The sequence below is a fragment of the Pseudomonas savastanoi genome, assembly GCF_020917325.1.
Classification (GTDB): Bacteria; Pseudomonadota; Gammaproteobacteria; order Pseudomonadales; family Pseudomonadaceae; genus Aquipseudomonas; species Aquipseudomonas amygdali.
The window spans coordinates 1,449,542-1,465,502 of record NZ_CP076652.1 but is presented as its reverse complement, the minus strand read 5'-3'; the positions used below and the strand labels follow the sequence as shown (position 1 = coordinate 1,465,502).

11 protein-coding genes are annotated in these 15,961 nt (G+C 58.6%); 3 read left to right on the top strand and 8 right to left on the bottom strand.

All coding sequences use genetic code 11. The annotated features are described in order from the left end of the window. Nucleotides 1-22 precede the first annotated feature (22 nt). A complete protein-coding gene (locus KP808_RS06520; protein ID WP_057403261.1) occupies nucleotides 23-769 on the bottom strand; it encodes a tellurite resistance TerB family protein in 747 nt (248 codons plus the stop codon). 288 nt (nucleotides 770-1,057) lie between these two features. Between KP808_RS06520 and KP808_RS06515 the strand changes: the two genes are divergently transcribed. After that, nucleotides 1,058-3,145, top strand: coding sequence for a hybrid sensor histidine kinase/response regulator (locus KP808_RS06515; RefSeq protein WP_058399627.1), 2,088 nt, complete (start codon nucleotides 1,058-1,060; stop codon nucleotides 3,143-3,145). Between the two features lie 59 nt (nucleotides 3,146-3,204). On the opposite strand, the gene KP808_RS06510 is transcribed toward KP808_RS06515, so the two are convergent. The 3 genes from KP808_RS06510 to KP808_RS06500 form a co-directional block, all read right to left on the bottom strand. Further along, on the bottom strand, nucleotides 3,205-4,311 hold the full coding sequence (locus KP808_RS06510; RefSeq protein ID WP_122280209.1) for an NADH:flavin oxidoreductase/NADH oxidase: 1,107 nt from the start codon (nucleotides 4,309-4,311) through the stop codon (nucleotides 3,205-3,207). A 113-nt stretch (nucleotides 4,312-4,424) separates the two neighbouring features. Next, complete coding sequence (gene recJ / locus KP808_RS06505; RefSeq protein ID WP_004666049.1) at nucleotides 4,425-6,140, bottom strand: single-stranded-DNA-specific exonuclease RecJ; 1,716 nt, start codon at nucleotides 6,138-6,140, stop codon at nucleotides 4,425-4,427. A gap of 62 nt (nucleotides 6,141-6,202) precedes the next feature. Next, nucleotides 6,203-6,745 (bottom strand): YaeQ family protein, encoded by a 543-nt coding sequence (locus KP808_RS06500; RefSeq protein ID WP_002554774.1) that lies wholly within the window; start codon nucleotides 6,743-6,745, stop codon nucleotides 6,203-6,205. A 333-nt stretch (nucleotides 6,746-7,078) separates the two neighbouring features. Between KP808_RS06500 and KP808_RS06495 the strand changes: the two genes are divergently transcribed. Continuing rightward, entirely contained in the window at nucleotides 7,079-7,918 is an 840-nt protein-coding gene (locus KP808_RS06495; RefSeq protein WP_058399625.1) for a TIGR02285 family protein, read from the top strand. A 183-nt stretch (nucleotides 7,919-8,101) separates the two neighbouring features. Here the strand turns inward: KP808_RS06495 and KP808_RS06490 are convergent, their stop codons facing one another. Beyond that, entirely contained in the window at nucleotides 8,102-8,398 is a 297-nt protein-coding gene (locus tag KP808_RS06490; protein ID WP_005743386.1) for a DUF3509 domain-containing protein, read from the bottom strand. Nucleotides 8,399-8,684: 286 nt separating this feature from the next. Between KP808_RS06490 and KP808_RS06485 the strand changes: the two genes are divergently transcribed. Further along, entirely contained in the window at nucleotides 8,685-9,347 is a 663-nt protein-coding gene (locus KP808_RS06485) for a response regulator transcription factor (protein WP_058399624.1), read from the top strand. On the opposite strand, the gene KP808_RS06480 is transcribed toward KP808_RS06485, so the two are convergent. The 3 genes from KP808_RS06480 to thrC form a co-directional block, all read right to left on the bottom strand. Continuing rightward, the gene (locus tag KP808_RS06480; protein WP_080394859.1) at nucleotides 9,320-10,597 is read right to left on the bottom strand and encodes an EAL domain-containing response regulator; all 1,278 of its coding nucleotides are present in this window, start codon (nucleotides 10,595-10,597) and stop codon (nucleotides 9,320-9,322) included. The two genes, KP808_RS06485 and KP808_RS06480, sit on opposite strands and share 28 nt — an antisense overlap. A gap of 124 nt (nucleotides 10,598-10,721) precedes the next feature. Continuing rightward, nucleotides 10,722-14,279 (bottom strand): ATP-binding protein, encoded by a 3,558-nt coding sequence (locus KP808_RS06475; RefSeq protein ID WP_230017824.1) that lies wholly within the window; start codon nucleotides 14,277-14,279, stop codon nucleotides 10,722-10,724. A 182-nt stretch (nucleotides 14,280-14,461) separates the two neighbouring features. Further along, complete coding sequence (gene thrC / locus KP808_RS06470) at nucleotides 14,462-15,871, bottom strand: threonine synthase (RefSeq protein WP_002552528.1); 1,410 nt, start codon at nucleotides 15,869-15,871, stop codon at nucleotides 14,462-14,464. Nucleotides 15,872-15,961 lie beyond the last annotated feature (90 nt).

Below are 15,961 nucleotides of genomic sequence, written 5' to 3'. Positions count from 1 at the left end.
GCCCGGCAGCGGACGTGGCAGCTTACTCGGCGCCCCGCACCTGTGCTTCCAGTTCGGCCTTGAGACCGGGCTCCAGTTTCAACTGGCGCGCCAGCTCATCGAGATAGGCGCGCTCCATGAAATGCTCTTCATCCACCAGCATGACACTGGCGATATACATTTCCGCCGCCATTTCAGGCGTGGTCGCGGCGCGAGCCACTTCTGCCGGGTCCAGCGGTTTGTTCAACTCGCCCTGAAGCCATTGCTGAAGCGCCTGATCGCTGTTCAATTTGCTGAACTCCCCCTCGATCAGTTCACGCTCACGCTCATCCACATGACCATCGGCTTTTGCAGCGGCAACCAGTGCACGCAGGATGGCCTGGCTGTGCTGCTCGGCTTCAGCCTCGGGCAAGCGATCAATGGTTTGCGGCTCACGCTGACCGACGAGGCCCTGACTGGACTGCCAGTTGTTATAGGCCTTATAGGCCAGTACGCCCAATGCCGCCAAGCCTCCGTAAGTCAGCACCTTACCGCCCATACCGCGCGAGCGTTTGCCGCGCAGAAGGCTCATGGCACCTGCAGCCAGTGCACCGCCACCGGCGCCGGACAGCAGACCGCCAAGACCGCTCTGGGAGGTCCCTTGGCCTTTGCCGCCGCCGAGCAGGCTGCCCAGACCATTGATCAATGAATCGCTGCCCGAAGACTGCTTGCCGGATTTGCCGTTAGCCTTGTCCTGCAACATGCTTTGCCCGGATTTGAGCAACTGATCGAGTAAGCCACGCGTATTCACAGAAAGCCTCCTACAAGGTTTGTCAGATGAGTCATTGACCAACAAGTTGACAGGAAGTCACTGACTCAAGATTACCGGTGTGCTTCCGGATGTTACGATTCCCGACCAGCCCCATTCATCCAGTCATTCCCGATATCAGCGAAACACGTGCAACGCGCGGCTCTGATAAGGGGTCAATAGTGGAGCAGCCGGTACGAAAAGCAGTTAAAAAGACTGCTCGTCCAGATTGATCAACCTTAAGTACACCCATATGAACGCAAGACGCATACCGTCAGGAGCTTGCCTGAAGTGATATCGCCCACTGGTTTCCCGACAGCTAACGGCACGGCTGCCGGGATTATCCGATCAAAGGACTGGAGCCAGACACCACTCGGACCCATCGAGCGTTGGCCGGTATCGCTGAAAAACACCCTGAATCTGATTCTGAACTCGCCGGAATCGATGTATCTGCTCTGGGGACCGGAGCTGGTGTTTTTCCACAATGATGCTTATACCCCCATCCTCGGCCCGCGTAAGGATAACGCCATTGGCGCGCTTATTCCGGACCTCTGGGCTGATGTGTGGGATCAGGTCGCGCCACTGGTCATTGATGCATACGCCGGCAAGCCCTGCCATTACAAGGACATGCCGCTGAGCATGGCGCGCTATGGAGAGGTGGAGCAGACATGGTGGTCATTCTCCTTCTCGCCGGTGATCGACGAGCAAGGGATGATCGTTGGCATGTTTTGCATCACCAACGAAACCACCGAGCATGTCCTCAGTCAGCAAGCGTTGCAGGACAGTGAGCGCAAACGCCTGAAACTGATCGACGATCTGGTAAATCTGGAACGACGGCAGACCGCCAGGCTGGCGCAGCGGACCCTGGAGCTGGATACATTCTGGGAGATTTCCCCGGACCCGCTGGCGATACTCGATTTCAACGGCATTTTCCTGCGGGTGAACCCGGCCTGGACAGTGCTGTTGGGCCGCACTGAACAAGAGCTTCTGGGCAGTTCGATCATGAGCCTGCTGCATCCAGATGATGTCCGTAATACCGAGGATGCCCTGCAACACGCCATCAATCATGTTTTGCCGCTGTTCGAGAATCGCTACCTGCATGTGGACGGGACCTATCACTGGTTCGGCTGGACCGCTGCGCCAGGCAATGGAATCATTTTTGCGCTGGGCAAGCACCTGACCCATGAGAAAGATCGCATCGAAGCATTGCGTATTGCCGAAGAAGCACTGATTCAGGCCCAGAAAATGGAAGCGGTCGGGCAGTTGACCGGCGGTTTGGCACATGACTTCAACAACCTGCTGATGGGCGTGACCGGCAACATGGAGTTGCTCCTGTCGAGGATCAGACAGGAGCGCTTCACGGAGCTGGATCGCTATATCAATGCAGCACTGGAAGGCTCAAGACGCGCAGCCTCCCTGACGCACCGCCTGCTGGCATTCTCGCGCCGTCAGACACTGGCCCCCAAGGCGACGGATATCGACCTTTTGGTGGCGGGCATGGATGAACTGATCCGGCGTACCGTGGGCCCTGCCATCGATATGCAGGTCATTGCGTCACGAGGGCTGTGGTCGACTCTGGTGGACCCGCATCAGTTGGAAAACTCGCTGCTCAATTTATGTATCAACGCCAAGGACGCCATGCCTGACGGCGGACAGCTGCTGATTCAGACTGGCAACCGTCATCTTAATGCAGCAGCAGCGGCGAGGTATCAGTTGCCCGCAGGTCGTTACGTGGAGTTATGCGTCAGCGATACAGGCACGGGCATGGACAAAGATGTCATGGCACGGGCCTTCGATCCGTTCTTCACCACCAAACCGTTAGGCATGGGGACGGGCCTCGGGCTGTCGATGATTTACGGCTTTGCACGGCAGTCCGGAGGCGGCGTCAACATCACCTCAAACGTCGGAGAAGGCTCGAAAGTCTGCATCCTGCTGCCGATGCATGAAGGTGAGCCTGAAGCGGTGGCACTTGAAGACAACCCTCTACAAGTGCCCGCACCTGGCATCAGCGATGAAACCATTCTGGTCGTTGATGACGAGCCCGCTGTGCGTCTGCTGATTGCCGAGTTGCTTGAAGACCTTGGCTATACCATTTTGCAGGCCGAGCGAGGCGCCGATGCTCTGACCATTCTGCAGTCAAAAGCGGCCATCGACCTGTTGATTACCGATGTCGGTCTGCCCGGCGGCATGAACGGTCGCCAGGTCGCAGACGCCGCCCGGGATGTTCGGCCCGACCTGAAAATACTGTTTGTGACCGGCTACGCTGAAAACGCGGCGCTGGCCCACGATACGCTGGAACCTGGCATGCATGTACTGCCCAAGCCTTTTGCCATTGCCGAACTGATCGGACGCGTCACCGAACTGCTGGAAGGCGAATAAAAATGAGCGCCCTGCGGCGCCCACTTATTTGCTGCTTCCTTCCGTAAACCGAACGGGCATCAATCCCGCAGATCAGACTCATGAATCGGCTGATCCCGATGTGTGGCGCGTTGGTACTGTGCAGGCCAGGTCGCCAGACGCCCGCCCAGGTCTTCATCGGCACGCAGCGGCCAGTACGGATCACGCAGCAGCTCACGCGCAAGCAGGATGATATCGGCCTGCCCGGTGCGCAGAATATGCTCTGCCTGGGCCGGATCAGTGATCATTCCTACCGTCCCTGTAGCGATTTCGGACTCTTTGCGAACCCGTTCGGCAAAACGCGTCTGATAGCCTGGGCCAACCGGAATTTCCGCGTTGGCTGACGTGCCGCCCGACGACACATCGATAAGGTCGGTACCCAGCGCCTTCAGACGGCGCGCCAACTCTACCGTTTCATCGGCGTTCCAGCCGTCTTCCACCCAGTCGGTGGCGGACACGCGAACGAACAACGGCAGCTCTTCAGGCCACACTGCGCGCACCGCTTCGGTGACTTGCAGCGTCAGGCGAATGCGGTTCTCGAATGAACCACCATATTGGTCGGTGCGCTGGTTGCTCAATGGCGACAGGAACTGGTGCAGCAGATAGCCGTGGGCAGCGTGAACTTCTACCACCTTGAAGCCCGCGGTCAGGGCGCGCCGTGCGGAATCGACAAACGCCTTGATCAGCTCCTGAATCTGCGTTTCGCTCAGTTGCACAGGCGCCGTGTGCTGCGGATCAAAAGCAATTGCCGAAGGCCCGACCGGAGTCCAGCCACCTTCATTGAGGGAAATGCTGCCGTGCTTGCCAAGCCACGGGCGCCAGGTGCTGGCCTTGCGACCTGCGTGCGCCAGCTGGATGCCAGCCACCGCACCCTGAGCATTGATAAAGCGGGTAATGCGTTGCAGCGGCTCGATCTGTTCGTCGCTCCACAGCCCCAGGTCTTCGGGGGTTATGCGGCCGTCCGGCGTCACCGCCATCGCTTCAGTGATGACCAGGCCGGCGCCGCCAACCGCTCGGCTTCCCAGATGAACCAGATGCCAGTCGTTGGCCAGGCCGTCGACACTGGAATACTGGCACATCGGCGAGACTGCAATACGGTTGCGAAGGGTCAATTGACGCAGGGTGTAGGGTTCAAGCAGCAGGCTCATGGCAACCTCTCGTAATGAAAATTCAGGTGTCCAGGCACCGTTCATTCAATGAACAGGTTTTGCAGACAGTCTGTTGTCGACAACCCGATAGCGAGAGGGGTTCCTGCTGATTGTCAGCGTGGCGCGATGTGCACCACCATCAACTGCACGGTTTCGTTGCCACGAAACTCGTTGAGGTCAAGTTTGTAGGCCAGTTCGACCCAGCGAATGTTGGGGTTGGGCCAGATGTCACGGTCGACGCCGAACGCAATGCCATCGAGCTTGACGCTGCCGCACTCGGTCTTGAGCACCATTTTCAAATGACGCTCGCCCACCACCCGTTGTTCAACCAGTTGAAACACGCCATGGAACAACGGCTCGGGGAAGTGCTGCCCCCAGGGACCGGCATTGCGCAGTGCGCGGGCCAGTTCCAGATGAAACTCCTCGACGGCCAGCGAACCGTCAGACAGCAGACGTCCGGTCAGGTCCTGCTCGTCGAGCTGACGACGCACTTCCAGGTCGAACGCTTCGGCAAACGCCGGGAAATTCTCTTCGGGCAGCGAGAGACCTGCCGCCATGGCGTGCCCGCCGAACTTGCTGATCAGATGTGGATGACTGGCCGCCACAGCGTCCAGCGCATCGCGAATGTGAAACCCCGGCACCGAGCGAGCCGAGCCTTTGAGCACGCCCTCCCCGGCACTGGCGAATGCGATGGTGGGTCGGTGGTAGCGCTCCTTGAGGCGCGAGGCCAGGATACCGATGACACCCTGATGCCATTCGGCATCGAACAGGCACAGGCCGAACGGCATGGACTCCAGCGGCAGGTCCTTGAGCTGCGCGAGCGCTTCGCGCTGCATGCCTTGCTCGATGGATTTGCGATCCTGGTTCAATTCGTCCAGTTGCACGGCCATTTCTCGCGCCAGTGTCGGGTCGTCGCAGAGCAGGCACTCAATGCCCAGGCTCATGTCGTCCAGGCGCCCCGCCGCGTTCAAGCGTGGTCCGAGAATGAACCCCAGGTCAGTGGAGGTGATGCGCGAAGGTTCACGTCGTGCGACTTCCAGAATGGCGCGCAGCCCCGGACGGGCACGCCCGGCACGGATACGCATCAGGCCCTGATGGACCAGAATGCGGTTGTTGGCGTCCAGCGGCACGACATCGGCCACGCTGCCCAGCGCGACCAGGTCCAGAAGCTCACCCAGATTGGGCTGGGCACGCTGGTTGCTCTCGAACCAGCCGGTGTCACGCAAACGCGCACGCAAGGCCATCAACACATAGAAAATAACCCCGACACCGGCCAGCGATTTGCTGGGAAAGGTACAGCCTGGCTGGTTGGGGTTGACGATGGCGTCTGCCGCCGGAAGCTCGTGACCCGGCAAATGGTGATCGGTGACCAGTACCTGCAAGCCTGCCGCCTTGGCAGCGGCCACGCCTTCGACGCTCGAAATGCCGTTATCCACAGTGATCAATAACTGAGGTTCGCGCTGCAACGCGACTTCGACGATTTCCGGCGTCAGGCCATAACCGTACTCAAAACGGTTAGGCACCAGATAATCGACGTGTGCCGCGCCCAGCAGGCGCAGCCCCAGAACACCCACAGTGCTGGCAGTCGCGCCATCGGCATCGAAATCACCGACAATCAGCATGCGCTGGCCTTCGCGCAGCGCCGTTACCAGCAGGTCTACCGCAGCATCGATACCCTTGAGTTGCTGATAAGGGATCAACCGCGCCAGGCTTTTGTCCAGCTCGGCCTCGCAGGCCACGCCCCTTGCGGCATAAAGACGAGTGAGCAAGGGCGGCAGGTCGCCGAGAAACGGCAAGGTATCGGGCAATAGACGAGGTTCGATGCGCATGCGGGTCAGCTGATTCTCTTTGCAGTGTCGATGAATGTTTTTTCGATCGGAACCGGCGGCTGTCAGCCGCGTTCGCCCGCAAGCCATTGCAACTGGACTTCATGCTGGCCGCGGTCGTCGGTGACGAACACCGTTCCTTCACTGATCATCACATCCCACTTGATGACCCGCGGCATATCCTTGGCCAGCACTTCCAGCACGTCCTGCGGGACGGCGGCAATATTGACGTTTTTCAGGTTCTTGATCGCCGGGATGACCTTGCCTTCCCAAACACGCAAGCTGCCGTAGGCCAGCAGGCTGGTGCGTTCGGTGCGACGCGAGCACCAGGTCAGGCGGTCGGCATCCGGCTGCCCGACTTCGATCCAGTGCAAAACCCGATCATCCAGGCTTTTTTCCCACAGTGCGGGTTCGTCCACATCAGACAGGCCGCGACCGAACGACAATTGTTCGTTGTACCAGAAGGCATAGGCCAGCAGGCGCACGGTCATGCGTTCTTCGGTTTCCGAAGGATGGCGGGCAATGGTCTGTTTGACGCTCTCATACACTCCGCGATCGAGGTCGGTGAGGTTGAGTTCGAATTTGTAGGTCGTGGACGGCTGGGCCATGAACGGGCTTCTAGAGTCTGGAGGTAAGACCGCAAGTCTAACCGATGCCGGGCCTGTGAACGAACTTGCTCGCGCAGGGGATGTAATTGCTCCGACTTGCAGGCTATACAAAAATCGATAGCCTGAAACAAAATTCTGATACAGATTGGCTTTATAGACGATCTGCTCCGCGTACCTGGATCCCGGCAAGGGACTGCCGAAGCACTTGAATGTGACGCCACAGGCGCAGCGCCACTCAAAGAGCTGCCACCCTACTCCAGTTTGCTGAATCTTTTTCGAGGATGAAACCAGCGAATGTCCCTTCCTGCCTCGTACTGCACAACGGCTCGATTGATGCTCGCCCTGTCGCTGGCAGCCCTGTCATGCGCCAGCCAGGCAAGAGAGACACTGACCTGGCTGATGCGCGACATACCGCCTTCGACGATCTTTTCCGGGGTCATGCGCGGGCAAGGTGCCATTGATCAGCTCATGCCTTTGTTAACGGCACGAATGCCCGAATACGATCACGTGCTGATGCGCGTCAACCGTGCCAGGGGCCTACAGATGCTTAACGACGGCACGTCTCTGAGTTGTGATCCCACCATGCTGTGGACTGAGGAGCGAGCCAGAACCCTGCTTTTCTCCATACCGATCGGCGCCATATTCAGCAGCGGCCTCATTGTACGCAAGGAAGACATGTCGACGTTCGAGCCGTATGTCGAGGACGGAAAAATCGACTTCGCGGCGCTGATGGCCAGCCGGACGATCAAATTGGGCATAGTTGCCGAGCGCAGCTATGGAGAACTGATCGACCATACGCTGCAAGCTGTCGACGAAGAGGCGCTGGTGCTCCATTACGGTAACGATGCCACCGGCAGCCTTCTGCAAATGGAACGCCTGGGGCGCCTGCAAGCCTTTATCAGTTTCTGGCCGGAAGCGCGCTATCAGGCCATGCAACAAGGCATAAGGCCGGATGAACTGGCCTTCTTGCCGATCAAAGGCAACCCGGCCTATCAATTCGTCTATATCAGTTGCAGCGACTCACCTGAAGGCAAAAAAGCCCTCGCACAGATCAACCGCGAGATGCGTGTGTTGCGCGAAAGCAGCTTGATGGGCTTTTACGCGCAGTGGCTGGACCCCGAGCAACGGGCAAGCTACCTGGAAGACGTCAAGGCGCTGTTCGAGAAGAACTGACCACACAAAAGAAACCCCGGGCAGAGGGGGAGCCTGCTCGGGGTAAACATGACCATGATGGTCAGTACGCCAACCTTTGATCACCGGAGCACAATGATCAAACCTGACGTAATGGATAGGAGTGCGACGAGCGCGTCAGGTTCCGACATCGTTGACGCGAGTCAGATAACTGTTAAGCAACTGTTAAGCAAAAGACGGAGTGCCGACAAACGTTCGGCTGATTGCAGCATTGCGCATCGCGGCAATGACGCAGGGTTCGATTCGACCTTCGGCGACCATCAAATCCCGGCGCAGGCCGTCTACCACGTCGGTGAGCTGACGCTTGTCGCTCAGTTGATCAGCGCCGAATGTACGCTCGATCACACAGACGCCCGCTTTATCCTTAAGCGTCACCAGACGTTCGCCCCGAGTACCCGCCGGGCCAATACTGGCCTGATAAGGAGCCAGCGCTTCGCTTAGCAGTAAGCTGATATTTTCCATCCGGATCACCACTCAACAGTTTGAATGCAAAGGTGCTAACCAATGACCGTCGGCGACAGCAGAAAGTTCTTTCTATCGCCTGATCACAGCACCGGTCTGTCATTTCGAGCATGCCTGTTGAATGTGACAAGGAAAAAACCGGAGGCCGATGGCGACGGGAAGTGGGCTTGTAGGAAAACTCAACATAATTCCGCTACACGTCCTACAAGGTGCCTATGCTATTGATCACTGCGTTAAACAATCCCGTCGTCTGTAATACCAATAGCCTTTTTGATGGAGCCACATCTTGAGCGATTCCACTGATCGCCCGTTGCGCGTCATCGTGGCTGACGACCACCCTATTTTTCTCATCGGCCTGCGTGTCGTACTGGAACAGGACGATCTGGCTAGCGTCGTCGCCGAAGCCTGTAATCCGGACGAACTGTTACAGGTACTCGCGCGCCACACCTGCGATGTGCTGGTGACTGATTTCATGATGCCGGTCGAGTTGCAGAACGACGGCCTGCGCCTGTTGCAGCGTATCCACCGGGATTTTCCGGCATTGCCAGTGATCGTTGTAACGACACTGAGCAATGCCGGACTTTTCCAGTCCATGCTGGACCTTAACGTGCGCGGCCTGTTGAGCAAGGCCAGCCTTGCCGGAGAACTGCCTGCGGCCATCAGGGGCGTTCAGCGCGGTGAGTTTTTTGTCGCTGATTCCGTGCGCAGGGTGCTGAGGGAAGCCCGTCAGTACGGCCCTGACGCGCTGTCGCCAGCAGAAAAGCTGTCGCCAAGAGAGCTGGAGGTGTTACGCCTGCTCTCGGCGGGTCATACCGTCGGCCAGATCGCTGCGCAGCTCAATCGCAGCAAACAGACTGTCAGCGCACAGAAAGTCGCGGCCATGCGCAAGCTCGGTCTGGCCAACGACGCCGCGCTGTTCATTTACTTGCAGGAAAGCGGCATGTCCTGAGGCTGGCCGTCTGTCAGCATGGCCTGCAGATGAGACTCGCGCTCGACGGCCCAGCGCACGAACTCTGATGCGGGCATCGGACGCGCAATGAAATATCCCTGAATGGCCGGGTTGCCCAATGCCAGCAGGCTATGAAAGTCGTCAATCGTTTCGACCCCCTCCACCACTACCGACATGGACAACCTCTGCGCCATGAGCATGGCTCCAGCCACCACTGCAGACTTGCGCGCATCGTCGGCCATGCCACGCACAAATTCGGTCGGTATCTTCAACTCGCTGAAGGGCAACTGCAGGAGCCTGTCGATATTCGAAGCCCCCATGCCAAAGTCATCAATAGACAATTTGCAGCCCTGCATGCACAACCGCAGCAGGCCCTCCATCTGCCAGGTTTCCGGGCGGGCAGCGTCCTGTTCGAGAATCTCCAGGGTCAGTGCGGTTGCTGGCACGCCATGACGGGCCAGCGCCTGCATGATCTGCCCGGCGAAATCCGCCTGTTGCAGCACTTGTGGGTCGATATTGACCGCAACCGAGAGCACTTCGCCCTGCTCGCGCATGAACTGTGCAGAGAACAGCAGGGCCTGATCCAGCACACGCCAGGTCAACGCAACCGTCAGCGCCTCAGCTTCGATGGCTTCCATGAATCGTCCGGGAGCCAGCAAGCCATGCGTGGGGTGCTGCCAGCGGACCAGCGCCTCGACACCCAACAACTTGCCCTGCAGACTGACCTTGGGTTGAAAATAGGCAATCCACTGCTCGGCAACAGACGCAACGTCTATGGGCATATTGTCTTTTGGATCAAACAACTCCACGGCAGACAGTGCCCCGAACGCACGCTTTACCGGTGACTGTGGCGCACTCCCGGCACGGCCTGGCCCGTAGGCCTCAAGCAGGTCATGGAGTACAGCGGCCGAAGCAGGTTTTTGCACATACCCCAACACGTCCAAACCCTGGCTGAGCGCCAGCTGCGCAACACCTTCCAGCACGCAGGCAGCTGAACTGCTGACAATGATCAGCGCCCTCGCCAACCCGTTTTCGGCCATAAAGCGGATCAGCTCAAGGCCGTCGGGGCCGTCCATCTGCAGGTCACAGATAGCAATGTCGACAGGACCACGGCTTTGCAGGGAAAGCCTGGCAACCTCAACGCTCTCGGCAGCCAGCACATCGAAGACCTGATTGGCGTTGAGCATCTGGTGCAGAGCCATCAATTGGAACGGATGGTCTTCGAGAATCAGAACCTTGAGTGAGTGCACGGTCACGCCTACGGGAGTCAGAGCCAGCGGCTCAGGGGAACACTTACTGTAGCTCCTCCCGAACGCATGCCCCATAGGACATGTCCTAAACCCGGTAGCGATAACAGAATTTTTTACGCAAGTCTCAATCGCGAGCCGCCGCAATGTCGGGCACTGCCACCAATTGCAACTCGATATCAGCGCGCAGGCCGGTCATCGCAGCTTCCAGCGCCAGCCAGCGCTCAGGCACACTGGCCACACACTCAAGCCGCACACTTTCATCGAGCGCCGCGCACGCCTTGGCCAACGGTACTGCGTCAACCAGACTCGCCGCGCCCTTGAGCCGATGCAGGCAAGCGCTCAAGGTGTTCCAGTCATGTGCCAGCACCGCAGGCTCCAGCAAGGCGTGTTCATGCCTGAGATTCTTCCACAACTCGCCCAACAACCGTTGCATCTGTTGCGGGTTGGCCCGGGTCATGTTTTGCAGCGTGCTGATGTCGAACGTCGGCTCACGTACCCGATCCGCCAGCTCCTGGGCCAGACGCGCCAGGGAAAGCGGTTTGATCAGCAGACCGTCCATCCCCGCCTGCTCACACCGTGCAGCCTCGTCGCTCATTGCGTTAGCGGTACAGCCAATGACCGGGCAGCGCCGGCGCTGCTCTTTCTCTTCGATCTGTCGAATGGCTTCGGTCAATGCATAACCGCTGATACCCGGCATGTTGCAGTCGGTGATGACCGCATCGAACGGCTCTTCGCACCACCTCGACAGCGCAGCCTCGCCATCTTCGACAGCCACCACCTGATGGCCAAGAAACTCCAGCTGGCGGGTCAACACCAGCCGGTTGGCCGACATGTCATCGACCACCAACAAGCGAAGGCTGCGCGTATCCACAGGTGCATCCGGGACATCGCTGGAGGGCGAAACCGGCTCGCTTACCCTGACCAGCGGCAAATCGATGTTGACCAGCGTACCCTCGCCCGGCTCGCTGTAGAGGCTGATGTCGCCCTTCATCAACTCCACCAGTTGCCGGGTGATGCTCAGTCCCAGCCCGCTCCCGCCGTAATGTGCGGCAGTGTCATCGCTGGCCTGAGTGAAGGGCTGGAATATCTGCTGTTGACGCTCGGGATCGATACCTTCGCCACTGTCCTGGATACCGATGCGTACACGCGATGAGTCATCCAGCGCCGTCACACTCACGACGACCGCCCCTTGCCGAGTGAATTTCAGGGCGTTGCCCAAGACGTTATGCAACACCTGACGCAACCTCAGCGGGTCAAGCCAGTAATCGCCCTGAGCCTGTTCGGAGAATTCCAGCCGCAGTTCCAGGTCCTTTTCCCGGGCCTGCGCTGAAAAAAGCTCGATTACGCCCTCGAAAAGAGCCTGCAAGGATGTGACTGTCAATGACAACTGCATGCCGCCCGCTTCGATTCTGGCCAGATCAAGACTTTCGCCAATCAGTGCCACCAGCTCCGTAGCCGAGCGATGGGCGACCTGCAAGCCTTGCGACGGTGTATGCCCCTTGCGTAAAGCGTGTGCGCATTCCAGCTCCAGCAAACCGATGATTGCACCCATTGGGGTACGAATTTCATGACTCATGCTGGCCAGAAAGACACTCTTCGCCTCGTTGGCCTGAGCGGCCAGACGCATTGCTTCCTGGAGCTGCTGCTCAAGCTGCTTGCGCTCGGTGATATCGACCCAGCCGCCCAGCAACCCCTGCAACTGTCCGTCGGCGGCGAAGAAAGGCACCGTCCATTGCCAGACGTCCATGCGTCTTCCGGACAGTTCGATGGTGCGATCGGAAAAGACCGGCTGGTGATTTTCCAGCAAATTCAGGTAATCGGTATGCATCTGTTCGGCCAATGCATGCGGTATCAGGTTTACATCGGTAAGGCGTCGACCATTCATCTGCTCGAAACTGATGCCCAGGCTCTGCTCGTAGCTACGGTTGCAGGAAATCAGTCGCCCCTTGAGATCGCGTACATAAATCGGATTGGGGATACCATCGAACAAGGCGTGCTTGAAGGCCAGTTGGTCATTGAGCTGCCTTTCGGCCTTGAGACGCTGGCGAATCTGCACCTTGAGCCGACTGCTCCAGACCAGCGAGACCAGACCGGTGAGTAACGCCAGGGCCAGTATCCAGAATACCCACTGTGGTATACGCCCCCAGAGCGAAGGCTGAGGCAGTGCCGAGCCCAGCCACTTCAAACGGATCGAGCGCAACTCGGCCACCGGGAACTCCTCCAGCGCCTTATTCAGAATACCCAGCAGTTCGGGCTGGGTCTTGATCACCGAAAACCTGTCGGGTGACCATTGTCCATCGACACTGCGGGCGACCTTCAGTTGCCCGGCCGGGAACAGGTAGGCACCTACTTCATTCTGAATGGTCGCGTCGGCAACACCGCTTTCCACCAGGGCTCGGGCCTGGTCGTAGGTGTCCACCAGACGCAGCTGGATCAAGGGGTGCTCGCGCCTGATCAGGTCCTCGAGCGCATGCCGGGCAGGCAGTGCCAGCACTTTACCGGCCAGACTGTCGAGCGATACTCGGGATGAGCGCTCGGAGCGCACCACGAACATCCAGCTATTGCCTCCGAACGAATAGGTAAAGTCCAGAAACCGCCGACGCTCGGCATTTTCTGCAAGCGAGGTGTTCATCTCGGCAAGACCGACACGCAGCATTTCAATGCTCTGCTGCGTGGAAGGCACTTCCTGATGGACAAACTGCAACCCGGTCATGCGTGAGATACGGGACAGCACATCTGCGTTCAGCCCCACCCATTGGCCATTCTTGTCTTTGTAGATGTACGGCGGATGCTGTGTGGTGGCGATGGTCACGCTCGGGTGCTTGAGCAGCCAGCGCCGCTCGGCACCGGTAAGTCGAATGCGTTGCCCCTCCACATCAGCACCCAGCCCCATGGTCCAGCGGCCGAGCACTTCACGACCGATCGACGGTTCAATGCTGTCCAGCGCACGATTGATGAAGGTCAGCAAGCGCTGCTCATCGTCACGCACTGCAAAAGAAAACCCTACCGGAGGCAACCGGCTTTCGAACTTGATCTGCAATCCGAGATAAGGACGCAGGGCGGTGTAGGCCCGGACAATGACTTCGTTGCCGATAAAAGCGTCGACCTCGCCTTGGCTCAGGGCCTCCAGAGCACTGTAGAGGTTAGGCGCGATAATCAGCTCGCTATCAGGATAAACGCGGTGAGCGACGTCCGAGTCGGCATAGCCATCAAGCAGCACAACCTTCTTGCCGGCCAGGCTTGGCGGCGGGCTCAGATCGTTGCCACGACCGACGACAACAGATCGGTCAGGCATGTATTCGATTGAGAACGACAGTCCTTTCACGCCCCGCTCAAAGCCATTGGCGCTGGTCAGCAGGTCTATCTTGCCGTCGCGCAATGCCTCGATGGCCTCGTCACGCCTGGCAAACCCGGTCACCTGCACCGGAATGTTCAACTGGTCGCTGACCAACCCCAGATAGTCGGCACTGATGCCCTGATAACGGTTGCGGTCACTGGTGATATCAATCGGCTCGTAGTCGGCAATCGCAATACCGACCCGAAGCACCTTGCGTTGGTCGAGCCAGGCACGATCCTGATCTGCCAGGGCCAGATCCGCTGAAGCCACGAAAGGGGCTGTCAGGGTAAACGGCAAGCTTTGCGCCGCATCGACCGCCCCGACAAAAACCAGTGCCAACCACATGCATGCCATGCGCCATGCGCGGCCTCTCAATGTGCTGTCTGCCTCCCTGACTACGCTTTGCATGCTTGCCTGCTTCACTACAAATGACCCAACTCTATGGTTCGAAAACCAGCGAAGTTTGGCACGTAGAAACAGAAAGGCCCGCCAAGTGGCGGGCCTAAAGTTGTTACACGACGCTTCTGTCAGAGCGGTTTGCCGCGATTGCCATGCTGGCTGACAAACGCCTGTATGGCTTTCAGGTCATTTGGCAGCACAGTGCAGCGCTCGTCACGCTCGAACAAATCAGACAAATGTGCAGGTAGCTCAAGCGCTTTTCCTACACCAGCCTTCTCCACTGCCTCCGGAAACTTGACCGGATGCGCGGTACCCAGAATCACCATTGGCGTGTCCAGGCTGCGACGGCATTCGCGAGCAGCCTTCACCCCGATAGCGGTATGCGGATCAAGCAGTTCGCCGGTGCTGGCAAACACTTCAGCAATGGTCGTGCAGGTGTCCTCGTCGCTGACCGCCAGCGAATCGAACAGCTTGCGGGTTTCAGTCCAGCGCTCTTCTTCGACACTGAAACCGCCACCCTGCCTGAACGTGCTCATCAACTCGGCAATGGCAGAGCCGTTGCGACCGTGCATATCGAACAACAGGCGTTCGAAGTTCGACGACACCATGATGTCCATGGAAGGCGACAACGTCGCGTGCAGGGTTTCCTTGACGTACTGATTGCCGCTCATGAAGCGGTGCAGAATGTCGTTGCGGTTGGTGGCGACGATCAGTTGATTGACCGGCAGCCCCATGTTGCGTGCCAGGTAACCGGCAAAGATGTCGCCGAAGTTGCCGGTCGGAACCGAGAACGATACCGAACGTGCTGGCCCGCCCAACTGCAGCGATGCATGGAAGTAGTAGACGATCTGGGCCATGATTCGCGCCCAGTTGATCGAGTTGACGGCGACCAGACGCGTGCCTTTCAGGAAGCCCTGATCGGCGAAGCTGGCCTTGACCATTTCCTGGCAGTCGTCGAAGTTGCCTTCTACTGCAATGTTGTGGATGTTGTCGCCAAAGATGGTGGTCATCTGCCGGCGCTGGACATCCGATACCCGATTGTTCGGGTGCAGAATGAAGATGTCGACGTTGTCACAGCGACGGCAGCCTTCGATGGCTGCAGAGCCGGTGTCACCCGAGGTAGCGCCGATGATCACCACACGCTCGCCACGCTTGGCCAGCACGTAGTCCAGCAAGCGACCGAGCAATTGCAGCGCGAAGTCCTTGAACGCCAGGGTAGGACCGTGGAACAGCTCAAGTACCCACTCGTTGCCATTCAACTGACGCAACGGTGCCACTGCACTGTGGGCGAAGACACCGTAGGTCTCTTCAAGAATCTTCTTGAAATCGGCATCCGGGATGCTGCCAGCCACAAATGGGCGCATCACCCGAAAGGCAAGTTCGTGATACGGCAGACCGGCCCAGGAAGCGATCTCTTCCTGAGTGAAGCGTGGCAGGTTTTCCGGCACATACAGACCGCCGTCGCTGGCCAGACCAGTCAACAGCACGTCTTCGAAGTTCAGGGCCGGCGCCTGGCCGCGAGTACTGATATAGCGCATGGGATCAAACCTTTGGTTTGAGCTGAAAGCCTCAAGCCTCAAGCTCAAAACGACTGGCGTCTGACTTTGAGCTTGCAGCTGACGGCTCGC